This window comes from Blautia sp. aa_0143 (assembly GCF_004167315.1).
GTDB classification, from domain to species: Bacteria; Bacillota; Clostridia; order Lachnospirales; family Lachnospiraceae; genus Blautia_A; species Blautia_A fusiformis.
Window position 1 is genome coordinate 1 of record NZ_RCXU01000013.1, and the last position, 12175, is coordinate 12175.

Genomic DNA, 12175 nt, shown 5'->3' on the forward strand with positions numbered 1-12175 from the left:
CGAGGTAGATAGGGCAGAGGTGGAAGTGTGGTAACACATGGAGCTGACTGTTACTAATCGGGTGAGGGCTTGACCAACAAGCCGAGGAAGCGGGCAGGATGTAACAGAAATGGGGCGGAACAAGCTTGCTTGTGGAGAACCATTTATGGTACAGACTGAACATTTGCGAAGCAAATGACATCGAACGACGGAGTCGTGAGATGACCCCCGCTGGAGTATCGGTACGCAGGTTAAATTTGATTCAAAAAGTTTGATTAACCATCAACAAAGCATGTATGTAGTTTTTAAGGTACAAAGGGAAAGAGGAAAGCAGGAGAAAAATCAGTACATGGATTTTTCTCCTGTTTTTATTATATATAATCATACATCTCCCACCATTTACATCTCTTTTTCCATATGCTACAATAGGTAAGACCAAAGGAGCCTGACCAGGCTGTGAGGAGGTGCAGGCTTTGACCTTTGAACTTGATTTGGGCAATTTAATCGTAAGGAGGAAAGAAAAGAGTATGTTTAATTTTCTTGTGACTGCCGAAGGCGGTCTCACAACGGCAGGATATGCCGTATCTGTTATTGCAGTCCTGATTTTGATAATTCTGGTAGCAGTATTACTTCAGAAAAACACATCTGCATTAAAATTTACCACACACCAGCTGGTTACCTGTGCAGTAGCATTGGCACTTGCATATGTAACTTCTTACATTAAGATATTTAAACTGCCATTTGGCGGATCTGTGACCTTGTTCAGTATGCTGTTTATTGTTCTGATCGGTTACTGGTATGGCATTAAGGTAGGAATTCTTACCGGCCTTGTATATGGGATTTTTCAGTTTCTCCAGGAGCCATATGTCCTTTCATTTTTTCAGGTATGCTGTGATTACATTCTGGCATTTGGAGCCATGGGGCTTTCCGGATTATTTACAAAATCCAGAAAACATGGTCTTCTTAAAGCATACATAATAGCAATTTTGGCAAGAGGGGCATTCCATGCACTTGGCGGATATCTTTACTGGATGGATTACATGCCGGATAATTTTCCGAAGTCTCTGACAGCTTTGTATCCGATCATTTACAATTACAGTTATATTCTTCTGGAAGGTGTACTGACGATCGTAGTAATTTCTATTCCGGCAGTATCCAGTGCACTTGGGCGAATGCGAATAATGGCAACTGGTGGAAACCGACAATCTGCAGCCACCGAAAAATAATTAATACAGACACATAAATAAAAAGAGATCGTTCAAGCTACTACGATCTTTTTTTATTGAAAATCACAAAAAGTTATATAAAACAAACCAAAAACACAAAGAATACTTTTCACCCAAAGAAAGTTGTGCTATGATAATCAGGCGGAATAATTTCCCATTCAAACGGATGAATGCAAGTCCCCACCCACAGTTTATTGTTTCTTGCAACCACATAGGAGACTTCTTTGATTCGGTTAAAATATTACAGACAGATATAACATATCTGAACATATAAAATACAAAAGAAAAAGCAGCCATACAGTTGCGAAAAGGAGAAGAAGATGTCTAAAAAAATTGAACGAAATGATCCCTGCTGGTGTGGAAGCGGAAAAAAATATAAAAAATGTCATGAAGCATTTGATGAAAAAATGGAACTCATGAAAAAGAAGGGGTATGCAGTTCTTGACCATGATCTAATCAAGACACCTGCACAGATCGAGAAGATCAAAGAGAGCTGCAAGATCAATGTTGCAGTTCTTGATTATGTTGCAGAGCATATCGGACCAGGCGTGACGACACAGCAGATTGATGACTGGGTACATGAAGAAACAGTACGTCATGGCGGAATTCCGGCACCACTTAATTATGAAGGTTTTCCAAAAAGCGTATGTACATCTATCAACGAGGTAGTATGCCACGGAATCCCGGATGAAGAAATTGTCTTAAAAGAAGGTGATATTGTCAATGTAGATGTATCCACCATTTATCAGGGATATTTTTCTGATTCCTCCCGTATGTTCTGTATTGGACAGGTAAGTCCGGAGAAGGAGAAGCTTGTCCGTGTGACAAAAGAATGCATAGAGCTTGGCCTTGAACAGGTAAAACCATGGACACCGATCGGAAATATGGGAAGTGCTGTACACAAACATGCAGTGGAAAACGGCTATACAGTTGTGAGAGAAATTGGCGGACATGGTGTAGGTCTTGAGTTTCATGAAGATCCATGGGTAAGCTACACATCTAAGGAAGATACAGGTGTACTCATGGTACCCGGAATGATCTTTACTATTGAACCAATGGTCAATATGGGATCTGATGAAATCTATACAGATGAGATCGATGACTGGACAGTGAGGACAGAGGATGGTCTGCCATCGGCACAGTGGGAGATCATGGTCCTTGTTACAGAAACAGGACATGAGGTCCTTTGCTGGTAAAAGCCATCGAAAATCCGGAAAAAAAGTCCTTGCAATGAGAAGTTATCTAGTGTATAATCACATATGTTGTGAAAAAAGATGGTCCTCTGTTACCATATGTGTATTAAGAACATCCAGTATAATTAAGGAGAGAAAGAAATGAACGAAATTATTAAGAACATTGAGTCCGCTCAGCTGAAAGCTGAAGTACCGCAGTTCCGCGTAGGAGACACAGTAAGAGTACACGCACTGATCAAAGAGGGAACACGTGAGCGTGTTCAGATCTTCGAGGGTACAGTACTTAAGAGACAGGGTGGAAGCACAAGAGAGACTTTCACAGTAAGAAAGAGCTCCAACGGTGTTGGTGTTGAGAAAACATGGCCGCTTCATTCCCCACATGTAGTTAAGGTTGAGGTTATCCGTCATGGTAAAGTACGCCGTGCGAAACTGAACTACCTGAGAGATCGTGTAGGTAAAGCAGCTAAGGTTAAAGAGCTTGTAAAATAATTTCATAAGTAAAGAGGCAGGGACAATAACATTTGCTATTGTCCCTCTTTTTACATCAGTGCGTATGCGTGTAAAGACACATACAGGGGATAGAATATGGGATTAAATAAGAAGATTAATATCGAAAATCTGAAGGAAAACAGAGCTGTTTCCGAAGCAAGGGAGAAGCTTCGTGATGACAGGACAAGAGGAATCGTGAAATGGGTGTTTGAAATTATTGTGACCCTGGTTTTTGCTGTGCTGGTTGCAATCTCTGCATTTCAGACTGTGACATTGCAGGAAAGTGCCATGGAACCCACGTATTCTGTAAGTGAAAAGTTTTTTGTAAACAGGGCTTTATATAAGGTCAGTTCACCAAAACGTGGAGATGTGATCGTTTTTAAAACAAGCGCCAGTGACTCGGCAGCCCTGCATATCCGACGTGTGATCGGCCTTCCCGGGGAGACTGTTCAGGTTAAAGACGGGAAGATCTATATCAACGGCAAGGTTTATGAAGAAAACGGAGCTTATCAGGACATGACAGATGGAGGACTTGCAAATAGTGCTATAACTCTGGAAAGCGGGGAATATTTTGTCCTTGGTGATAATCGCAATAACAGTGAGGACAGCCGCTTCAGCGATATCGGAAATATCAGTAAGAAGTACATTGTCGGGAAAGTTTGGTTTACAGTTTCTCCGAAAAATAAAATAGGTTTTATAAAATAGATCAAAGTAAACAGATTAAAGTATAGATAAATGAGGTGAATTATGAACGTACAGTGGTATCCAGGCCATATGACGAAGGCGAAGCGTCAGATGCAGGAAGATATCAAGCTGATCGATCTGATCATTGAGCTTGTAGATGCAAGAGTTCCTCTTTCCAGCCGAAATCCGGATATTGATGAGCTGGGAAAAAACAAGGCGCGTATGATCCTTCTCAACAAAGCAGATCTTGCCGATGAGAGACAGAACCGTGCCTGGATGGAATATTTCAAAGAAAAAGGAATCTATGCGGTAAGTATTGATTCCCGCAATAAGGGATCTATGAAGGCCGTTTCTGCGGCAATCACAGAGGCATGTAAGGAAAAGACAGAGAGAGACCGGAGACGAGGAATCAAAAACCGTCCGGTACGTGCGATGGTTGCAGGAATCCCTAATGTTGGAAAATCAACATTTATCAATACCTTTGCAGGAAAAGCCTGTGCCAAGACCGGTAATAAACCAGGAGTTACAAAAGGAAAACAGTGGATACGTCTGAATAAAAGTGTGGAGCTTCTGGATACCCCTGGAATTCTCTGGCCGAAATTTGAAGATCAGGAAGTTGGAATGCGTCTTGCCTATATCGGTTCGATCAAGGACGATATTCTGAACATCGAAGAACTTGCCCTGGGTCTGATCGGATATCTGCAGGAGTTTTATCCGGCAGCGATCAGAGAGAGATACAATGTAGAAGAAGAGCTGAAACCGCTGAATATCCTTACTGCAGTTGCGAAAGCAAGAGGATGTCTGAAAAAGGGCGAAGAGCTTGATTATGAGAAAGCATCCCGCCTTTTGCTGGAAGAATTTCGTTCTGGAAAATTGGGAAAAGTGACTCTGGAGTTTCCAAAAGGACCGGAGGAAGCGTAATGGAAACAATGAAAGATATCAAGGCGCGTTTTGCGTCAGCGAAGGAGGGCGAATATAACGCCCTTTTTCGTCATTATGAAAATGATGAGAGAAGCGGTGTACAGAAACTGATCCAGCAGTATCACAAAAAGCTTCAGGCTCTGGAGGATGAGCGTGTACGTACAGAGAGCATGAAGAAATATGAACATGAATATGAGCATCTTGGATATCTTTGCGGGATCGATGAGGTGGGAAGAGGCCCTCTTGCCGGACCGGTAGTCGCCTGTGCAGTGATCCTTCCGAAAGACTGCGATATTTTATGGCTGAATGATTCTAAGAAGCTTACAGCTAAGAAGAGAGAAGAATTGTACGATGTGATCCTGGAGAGGGCAGTTTCTGTTGGAATCGGAATGGCCAGCCCGGAGAGGATTGATGAGATCAATATCCTGCAGGCAACTTATGAGGCAATGCGCCAGGCAGTGAGCAGGCTTTCTGTACAGCCGCAGCTGCTTTTGAACGATGCGGTTACCATACCGGAAATCCAGATTCCGCAGGTACCCATCATCAAAGGTGATGCAAAAAGTGTATCCATTGCGGCAGCAAGTATTGTTGCCAAAGTGACCAGAGACCGGATGATGGAAGAATATGATAAGGTTCTTCCGGAATACGGATTTGCCTCCAATAAAGGATATGGTTCTGCAGCGCATATTGAAGCACTGAAGAAATATGGACCAAGTCCGATACATAGAAAAACGTTTATCACACATTTTGTATAAAAATACTTAAGATACCGACATCAAAAACAGAAAGGTTTTGTTTATCTGAAGGAAAATAGAAGACAGAAGGGCAGCTATTATGAAGGAATTGCTGCAGCGTTCCTGCAAGAAAAGGGGCTGCAGATCAAGGAAAGAAATTTTCGCTGCCGAAGTGGTGAGATCGATCTTGTTGCGCAGGATGGAAGATATCTGGTGTTTATTGAAGTGAAATACAGAAAGAACGGAAAGAGTGGAAGTCCTTTTTCAGCGGTAGGGAGAGAAAAACAGAGGATCATCAGCAAAGTGGCAATGTTTTATCTGATTGCACATGGATACCGGGAGCTGCCTCCCTGCCGTTTTGACGTAGTAGGAATTGATGGAGAGAACATCCACTGGATAAAAAATGCTTTTGATTTTTGCAGTTGAAAGGACTGGTCACATAAGATGAAAATAAAATGGTATAAAGATAAACAGCTAATGAATGTAAATCAGAAGAACAAGGTTACCTGGCTTACATATCCTGCTTTTGAGAAATTTCCCGGGATCGTACATGGCTTCAGTACCCGCCTGGGAGGAGTAAGCCAGGGGATTTATGAATCTATGAACTTAAGCTTCACAAGAGGGGATGAAGAGTCTGCGGTGCGGGAAAATTACCGCAGACTTTCTGCTGCTATGGGATTTTCCATGGAAGATATCGTAACCTCTGATCAGACACACACCACCAATGTACGTGTGGTCACGGAAGAAGACAGAGGAAATGGGATCACAAAACCAAGACCTTATACAGATGTGGATGGAATGATCACCAATGTGCCGGGACTGGTGCTGGCAACGTTTTATGCGGACTGTGTACCACTTTTCTTTATAGATCCGGTACATAGAGCTGTGGGATTATCTCATTCCGGCTGGAGAGGTACTGTAGGAAAGATCGGAAAAGTGACGGTGGAGAAGATGACTGAGGAATTTCAGACAAATCCTTCAGAGCTTTATGCAGCCATTGGTCCTTCTATCTGTCAGGATTGCTATGAAGTTAGTGAAGATGTGATCGATCAGTTTAGAGAGGCGTTTGAAGAAAAATACTGGGATGTGCTTTTTTACAGAAAACCAGATGGGAAATACCAGCTGAATCTGTGGGAGGCGAACCGAAGGATCTTTCTGGATGCAGGCATAAAAGAAGAGCGGATCTCAATGCCGGGCATCTGCACCTGCTGTAATCCGCTCTTTCTTTACTCACACAGGGCTTCTCACGGGAAACGTGGAAACCTGGGAGCATTTATTACTGTTCGTTGACTTTTTTCATGAGATCCATGATCTTTTCGTTGCTGGAACGAACCTTCTCGACAGATACATCATGATTGATGATATCGATGATACTTGCAAGATATTTGCTCATATTTGCTTCGATATAGTATGGACGGTCAAGAAGCTCAGGAATACGATAGTTAAGGTTGGTTGTGATGACTCTGTCCAGCCAGCCTTTTTCGTAATATTCATCAAATTTGGCTACGCCATCTGTAAACAGACCGTAGGTTGTGCAGACGAATACACGTCCGGCTTTACGCTCTTTGAGCTGACGGGCAACATCCAGCATGCTTTCTCCGGAAGAGATCATATCGTCGATGATGACAACGTCTTTGCCCTCTACGGAATCTCCGAGGAATTCGTGAGCAACGATCGGGTTCTTTCCGTTGACAACGGTGGAGTAATCACGGCGTTTGTAGAACATACCCATATCGACTCCAAGGATATTGGAGAAGTATACAGCACGGGACATGGCACCTTCATCCGGGCTGATGATCATGAGATGATCATTGTCAAGCTTGAAATCAGGGACATTTTTGACCAGTGCTTTCAGGAACTGGTATGTGGGGAAAAAGTTATCAAAGCCCTTCAGCGGAATAGAGTTCTGTACACGTGGGTCATGAGCATCAAAAGTAATGATGTTGGAAACACCCATGGCACTTAACTCGCGAAGTGCAAGTGCACAGTCAAGAGATTCTCTCTTGGTGCGTCTGTGCTGACGTCCCTCGTAAAGGAATGGCATGATAACGTTGATACGGTGTGCTTTACCGGTGGCTGCGGAGATGATTCTCTTCAGATCCTGGTAATGGTCATCCGGAGACATGTGGTTCTCATGACCGCATACGCTGTAAGTAAGGCTGTAATTGGTCACATCTACCATGATATAAAGGTCTGTTCCGCGGACAGATTCCTTGATGTAACCCTTACCCTCACCGGTTCCGAAACGTGGGCATTCGCAATCTACAAGGAAAGATTTTTCTGCATATCCCTGTGGGATGATGGTGGATTTTTTTGCGGCTACAAGTTCTTTACGGAATTTAACCAGCTTTTTGTCAACCTCCTCGGCCAGTTCGCGGCATCCGGCAAGTGCGGCGATTCGGATCGGGGCAACAGGCATAGACTTTTCCAGCAATTCTATGTTTGGCATAATATTCCTCCTAAGTGTATGTCATTAAAAATTCTCAGTCTATTTATAACATCAGACCCACGTGTCAGTCAAGGTGTTTTCTCAAAGTGTTGATTTTTAAGAGCAAAGTTGTTATTATATACGGGATAGAAAAGGGAGATAATGATGAAATTAAGAAAGCATATGATTTCCAGGGTGCTGCCCGACAGTATTGCCGAGGAGCTGGGGCTGGAGCCGGGAGACAGACTTGTGTCTGTAAACGGACAGCCTGTGGAAGATGTCTTCGATTACCGGTATCTCATGAATGAAGAGCTCGTGGTGCTTCTGATAGAGAAGCCTGATGGCGAAGAGTGGGAACTGGAGGTAGAGAAGGAATATGAGGAAGACCTTGGAATAGAATTTGAGAACGGAGGACTGATGGATGACTATCGCTCCTGTTCAAATAAGTGTATGTTCTGTTTTATTGACCAGATGCCGCCGGGTATGCGTGAGACGCTGTATTTTAAGGATGATGATTCCAGGCTTTCCTTTCTTCAGGGAAATTATGTTACGCTTACCAATATGAGCGAGAAGGATATTGAGCGTGTGATCCGCTATCATCTGGAACCGATCAACATTTCGTTCCAGGCAATGAATCCGGAACTCAGGTGTAAAATGCTGCATAACCGTTTTGCAGGAAAGGCTCTGGATAAGGTGGATATGCTGTACAATGCAGGAATCACCATGAATGGACAGATTGTACTGTGTAAGGGTGTCAATGACGGAGACGAGCTGGAATACAGCCTCGAAAAGCTTTCCGCTTATGCGCCGGTCCTTCAGAGCGTTTCTGTTGTACCGGTAGGACTTACCAAATACAGAGAAGGTCTCTATCCTCTGGAACCTTTTAATAAGGAAGATGCTGAAAAAGTCCTGGGGCAGATCGAACGCTGGCAGAAGATCATGATGGAGAAATATGGGATCCATTTTATCCATGCTTCAGACGAATGGTATATTCTGGCAGACAGGGAGCTTCCCTGTGAGGATGAATATGATGGATATCTGCAGCTTGAGAATGGCGTGGGAATGCTCAGACTTCTGGAAACGGAAGTAAAAGAAACGCTGGAGGGGCTTTCCGGTGACGACCGTAAGGTGACAGGCAGGATCGCCACAGGAAAACTGGCAGCGCCTTTTATCGCACGCTATATTAAAGAGATCCAGAAGAAATATCCCAATGTGCAGATTCCGGTCACAACCATCGAGAATCGTTTTTTCGGTGAAAAGATCACAGTGTCCGGCCTGATCACCGGGCAGGATCTGAAAGAGCAGCTTTCCGGTCTTGACCTTGGAGAGAAGATTCTGATCCCGTGCAGCATGCTGAAAGGTGATGAGGAGATTTTTCTGGATGACATGACACTGGAAGAGCTTTCGGAAGCACTGAACACAGAAATTGTAATCGTAGACACAGGAGGACGTGATCTGGTGGAAGCCGTGATCTACCCTCCGGAACATAAACAAACAAGAAGGAGACAGATTTATGAGCAAACCAGTAGTAGCGATAGTGGGAAGGCCTAATGTAGGCAAATCCACTCTGTTTAACGCTCTGGCAGGTGACAATATTTCCATAGTAAAGGATACACCAGGAGTAACCCGTGACAGGATTTATGCAGATGTCACATGGCTTGACAGGACATTTACTCTGATCGATACAGGCGGAATCGAGCCGGACAGCAGCGATATCATCCTCTCCAGAATGAGAGAGCAGGCACAGATCGCCATTGATACGGCAGACGTGATCATTTTTATCACAGATGTCCGCCAGGGTCTTGTGGATTCCGATGCCAAGGTGGCAGATATGCTCCGCCGCAGCGGCAAGCCGGTACGTCTTGTAGTTAACAAGGTAGACAGCCACCAGAAATATATGATGGACGTATATGAGTTTTATAATCTTGGAATCGGAGAACCGATCCCGATTTCCGCAGCTAACAGACAAGGCCTTGGAGATATGCTGGATGAGGTGATCAAAGAGTTCCCGGATAAGAGTGAAGAGGAAAATCAGGATGATATTCCGAAGATCGCCATTGTAGGAAAGCCGAACGTGGGAAAATCTTCTCTGATCAACAAGCTTCTTGGAGAGGAGCGTGTGATCGTATCCAATATTGCAGGAACCACACGTGATGCTATAGACACAAAGGTTACCTGGAACAAAAAAGATTATATTTTTATCGATACTGCAGGACTTCGACGCAAGGGTAAGGTAAAAGAAGAGATCGAGCGCTATAGTGTTATCCGTACTGTGACAGCTGTAGAGCGTGCAGATGTGGTTGTAGTTGTGATCGATGCCTCCGAGGGCGTTACCGAGCAGGATGCTAAGATCGCGGGAATCGCTCATGACAGAGGAAAGGGTATCATCGTAGCGGTAAATAAATGGGATGCCATTGAGAAAAATGACAAGACCATCTACAAGCATACGGAAAAGATCCGTCAGATCCTTTCCTTTATGCCATATGCACAGATCATCTTTATCTCTGCAAAAACAGGTCAGAGACTTCCAAAGCTTTTCGAAAATATCGATACAGTTATCGAAAATCAGACACTTCGTATCCAGACAGGTGTTCTTAATGAGATCCTTTCTGAGGCAGTCGCTCTTCAGCAGCCGCCGTCTGACAGAGGAAGAAGACTGAAGATCTTCTATATGACACAGGTTGCGGTAAAACCGCCGACATTTGTTATCTTTGTCAATGACAAGGAACTGATGCATTTTTCCTATGTAAGATATCTGGAGAACAAGATCAGGGATGCATTTGGATTTTCCGGAACTTCCCTGAAATTTATCATCCGCGAGCGCGGGGAAAAGGAATAAAAGTATGGAACGTATTATTTGTCTTGTTATCGGTTATGTATGCGGGCTTTTTCAGACAGGCTATATTATTGGAAAAGTCCACAAGACAGATATCAGAGATCATGGCAGCGGGAATGCGGGTACTACGAATGCCTTCCGGACCTTTGGAAAGAAAGCGGGAGCGATCACCCTGCTGGGAGACTGCCTGAAGTGTGTACTGGCTATTGTGATCGTGAGAATGGTTTATGGAAATTCCATGAATGGTATCCTTCCGCTTCTTACCCTTTATGCAGCATTGGGATGTATCCTCGGCCACAATTTTCCGATTTCTATGGAATTTCGCGGTGGAAAGGGAATTGCTGCTTCTGTAGGCATGATCATTGCTTTTGACTGGCGGATATTTATTGTATGTGCAGTTGTCTTTTTTGCACTGTTCTTTACAACTCATTATGTATCGCTTTGCTCTCTCAGTGCATATGCGGTGGCTTTTATCCTGGTCCTGGTTTTTGGACATATGGGAAAATATGGGATGGATCAGGCGCATACTGTTGAGCTTTATATCGTGATGGCAGTTCTTACAGCAATGGCGTTCTACAGACACAGGGCAAACATTGTAAGACTGTTTCATGGAACAGAGAATAAGGTGTTTTTAAGCAGTAAGAATAAAAAATAAGAGGTAAGATTTATGGCAAAAATCAGCGTACTGGGTTCGGGGAGCTGGGGATTAGCCCTGGCACTCCTGTTGCATAATAATGGCCATGAAGTCCTTCTTTGGTCAGCAAGACTGGAGAATGCCCGAAAACTCCGGGAAAAAAGAGAAAATCCTGACAGGCTTCCGGGGGTACGGCTTCCGGATGAAATCGATGTCCTGACAGATCTGGAGCGTGCGCTTAAGGATGTGGATGTAACAGTTCTGGCAGTAGCTTCCCCGTATATCCGGAGTACTGCACACAAGATGGCATCGTTTGTGTGCAGGGACCAGAAGATCGTCAATGTTGCAAAAGGTATTGAGGAAAAGACACTGAAAACACTCAGCGAGGTGATTGAAGAAGAAATCCCGCAGGGTAATGTAGCTGTACTTTCCGGTCCAAGCCATGCGGAAGAAGTAGGACGCGGACTTCCTACAACCTGTGTGATCAGCGCACATACACAGGAAACTGCGGAATACCTTCAGAGCATTTTTATGAGCCCTGTGTTCCGCGTGTATACAACACCGGATATCCTTGGGGTGGAACTTGGCGGAGCACTGAAAAATGTAATCGCACTGGCAGCAGGTACTGCCGACGGCCTTGGATATGGAGATAATACCAAGGCGGCACTGATCACCAGGGGAATCACGGAAATAGGAAGACTTGGTAAAAAAATGGGGGCGCAGATGGAAACCTTTTACGGCCTGTCCGGGATCGGCGACCTGATCGTGACTTGTGCAAGTAAGCATAGCCGTAATCGAAAGGCCGGATATCTGATCGGCCAGGGATATACGATGGAAGAAGCTATGAAAGAAGTGCAGATGGTTGTGGAAGGTGTTTATTCTGCAAGAGCTGCAAGAGAGCTTGCGGAGAAATATGAGGTGGAGATGCCTATCATAACGGAAGTGAACCGCGTACTGTTTGAAGGAAAATCAGCAGCGGAAGCAGTAATGGACCTGATGCTGCGTGATAAAAAAGTGGAAACGCCCATGCTCCCGTGGGAAAATGCGTGAG

13 protein-coding genes are annotated in these 12175 nt (G+C 44.2%); 12 read left to right on the top strand and 1 reads right to left on the bottom strand.

Annotated features, from left to right (window positions below; genetic code table 11):
• Window positions 1–506 precede the first annotated feature (506 nt).
• The 8 genes from EAI83_RS07980 to pgeF all read left to right on the top strand — a co-directional run bounded on the left by EAI83_RS07980 (window position 507) and on the right by pgeF (window position 6516).
• Window positions 507–1205 (top strand): energy-coupled thiamine transporter ThiT, encoded by a 699-nt coding sequence (locus EAI83_RS07980; RefSeq protein WP_015525318.1) that lies wholly within the window; start codon window positions 507–509, stop codon window positions 1203–1205.
• A gap of 320 nt (window positions 1206–1525) precedes the next feature.
• Window positions 1526–2401, top strand: a complete 876-nt coding sequence (locus EAI83_RS07985; RefSeq protein ID WP_015525317.1) for a methionyl aminopeptidase — start codon at window positions 1526–1528, stop codon at window positions 2399–2401.
• Window positions 2402–2539: 138 nt separating this feature from the next.
• Window positions 2540–2887 carry a 50S ribosomal protein L19 gene (rplS, locus tag EAI83_RS07990; protein ID WP_015525316.1) on the top strand — a complete coding sequence of 116 codons (348 nt, stop codon included), beginning with the start codon at window positions 2540–2542 and terminating at the stop codon, window positions 2885–2887.
• A 96-nt stretch (window positions 2888–2983) separates the two neighbouring features.
• Window positions 2984–3592, top strand: a complete 609-nt coding sequence (gene lepB, locus EAI83_RS07995) for a signal peptidase I (protein WP_015525315.1) — start codon at window positions 2984–2986, stop codon at window positions 3590–3592.
• A gap of 42 nt (window positions 3593–3634) precedes the next feature.
• Window positions 3635–4492, top strand: a complete 858-nt coding sequence (ylqF, locus tag EAI83_RS08000; protein WP_129975004.1) for a ribosome biogenesis GTPase YlqF — start codon at window positions 3635–3637, stop codon at window positions 4490–4492.
• Window positions 4492–5247 (top strand): ribonuclease HII, encoded by a 756-nt coding sequence (locus EAI83_RS08005; RefSeq protein WP_129975006.1) that lies wholly within the window; start codon window positions 4492–4494, stop codon window positions 5245–5247. The genes ylqF and EAI83_RS08005 overlap by 1 nt, the downstream gene beginning before the upstream one ends.
• A 45-nt stretch (window positions 5248–5292) precedes the next feature.
• Complete coding sequence (locus EAI83_RS08010; RefSeq protein WP_044960433.1) at window positions 5293–5652, top strand: YraN family protein; 360 nt, start codon at window positions 5293–5295, stop codon at window positions 5650–5652.
• Window positions 5653–5670: 18 nt separating this feature from the next.
• Entirely contained in the window at window positions 5671–6516 is an 846-nt protein-coding gene (gene pgeF, locus EAI83_RS08015; protein ID WP_129975008.1) for a peptidoglycan editing factor PgeF, read from the top strand.
• Here the strand turns inward: pgeF and EAI83_RS08020 are convergent.
• Window positions 6503–7675, bottom strand: a complete 1173-nt coding sequence (locus tag EAI83_RS08020; protein WP_015525311.1) for a ribose-phosphate pyrophosphokinase — start codon at window positions 7673–7675, stop codon at window positions 6503–6505. The two genes, pgeF and EAI83_RS08020, sit on opposite strands and share 14 nt — an antisense overlap.
• Before the next feature lie 144 nt (window positions 7676–7819).
• Between EAI83_RS08020 and EAI83_RS08025 the strand changes: the two genes are divergently transcribed.
• Genes EAI83_RS08025 through EAI83_RS08040 form a run of 4 tightly spaced genes read left to right on the top strand, consistent with a single transcriptional unit; the run spans window position 7820 to window position 12174 of the window.
• Window positions 7820–9205, top strand: coding sequence for a DUF512 domain-containing protein (locus EAI83_RS08025; protein ID WP_129975010.1), 1386 nt, complete (start codon window positions 7820–7822; stop codon window positions 9203–9205).
• Window positions 9168–10493 carry a ribosome biogenesis GTPase Der gene (der, locus tag EAI83_RS08030; protein ID WP_021650175.1) on the top strand — a complete coding sequence of 442 codons (1326 nt, stop codon included), beginning with the start codon at window positions 9168–9170 and terminating at the stop codon, window positions 10491–10493. Before EAI83_RS08025 ends, der begins: the two co-directional genes overlap by 38 nt.
• A 4-nt stretch (window positions 10494–10497) precedes the next feature.
• Window positions 10498–11145 carry a glycerol-3-phosphate 1-O-acyltransferase PlsY gene (gene plsY / locus EAI83_RS08035; RefSeq protein WP_015525308.1) on the top strand — a complete coding sequence of 216 codons (648 nt, stop codon included), beginning with the start codon at window positions 10498–10500 and terminating at the stop codon, window positions 11143–11145.
• A gap of 12 nt (window positions 11146–11157) precedes the next feature.
• Window positions 11158–12174 carry an NAD(P)H-dependent glycerol-3-phosphate dehydrogenase gene (locus EAI83_RS08040; RefSeq protein ID WP_129975012.1) on the top strand — a complete coding sequence of 339 codons (1017 nt, stop codon included), beginning with the start codon at window positions 11158–11160 and terminating at the stop codon, window positions 12172–12174.
• Window position 12175: the final 1 nt, after the last annotated feature.

Excerpts from the sequence above, each read along its gene's own strand:
- EAI83_RS07980 (WP_015525318.1), top strand. The coding sequence starts at position 507 with ATGTTTAATTTTCTTGTGACTGCCGAAGGCGGTCTCACAACGGCAGGA.
- EAI83_RS07985 (WP_015525317.1), top strand. The coding sequence starts at position 1,526 with ATGTCTAAAAAAATTGAACGAAATGATCCCTGCTGGTGTGGAAGCGGA.
- rplS (WP_015525316.1), top strand. The coding sequence starts at position 2,540 with ATGAACGAAATTATTAAGAACATTGAGTCCGCTCAGCTGAAAGCTGAA.
- lepB (WP_015525315.1), top strand. The coding sequence starts at position 2,984 with ATGGGATTAAATAAGAAGATTAATATCGAAAATCTGAAGGAAAACAGA.
- ylqF (WP_129975004.1), top strand. The coding sequence starts at position 3,635 with ATGAACGTACAGTGGTATCCAGGCCATATGACGAAGGCGAAGCGTCAG.
- EAI83_RS08005 (WP_129975006.1), top strand. The coding sequence starts at position 4,492 with ATGGAAACAATGAAAGATATCAAGGCGCGTTTTGCGTCAGCGAAGGAG.
- pgeF (WP_129975008.1), top strand. The coding sequence starts at position 5,671 with ATGAAAATAAAATGGTATAAAGATAAACAGCTAATGAATGTAAATCAG.
- EAI83_RS08020 (WP_015525311.1), bottom strand. The coding sequence starts at position 7,675 with ATGCCAAACATAGAATTGCTGGAAAAGTCTATGCCTGTTGCCCCGATC.
- EAI83_RS08025 (WP_129975010.1), top strand. The coding sequence starts at position 7,820 with ATGAAATTAAGAAAGCATATGATTTCCAGGGTGCTGCCCGACAGTATT.
- der (WP_021650175.1), top strand. The coding sequence starts at position 9,168 with ATGAGCAAACCAGTAGTAGCGATAGTGGGAAGGCCTAATGTAGGCAAA.
- plsY (WP_015525308.1), top strand. The coding sequence starts at position 10,498 with ATGGAACGTATTATTTGTCTTGTTATCGGTTATGTATGCGGGCTTTTT.
- EAI83_RS08040 (WP_129975012.1), top strand. The coding sequence starts at position 11,158 with ATGGCAAAAATCAGCGTACTGGGTTCGGGGAGCTGGGGATTAGCCCTG.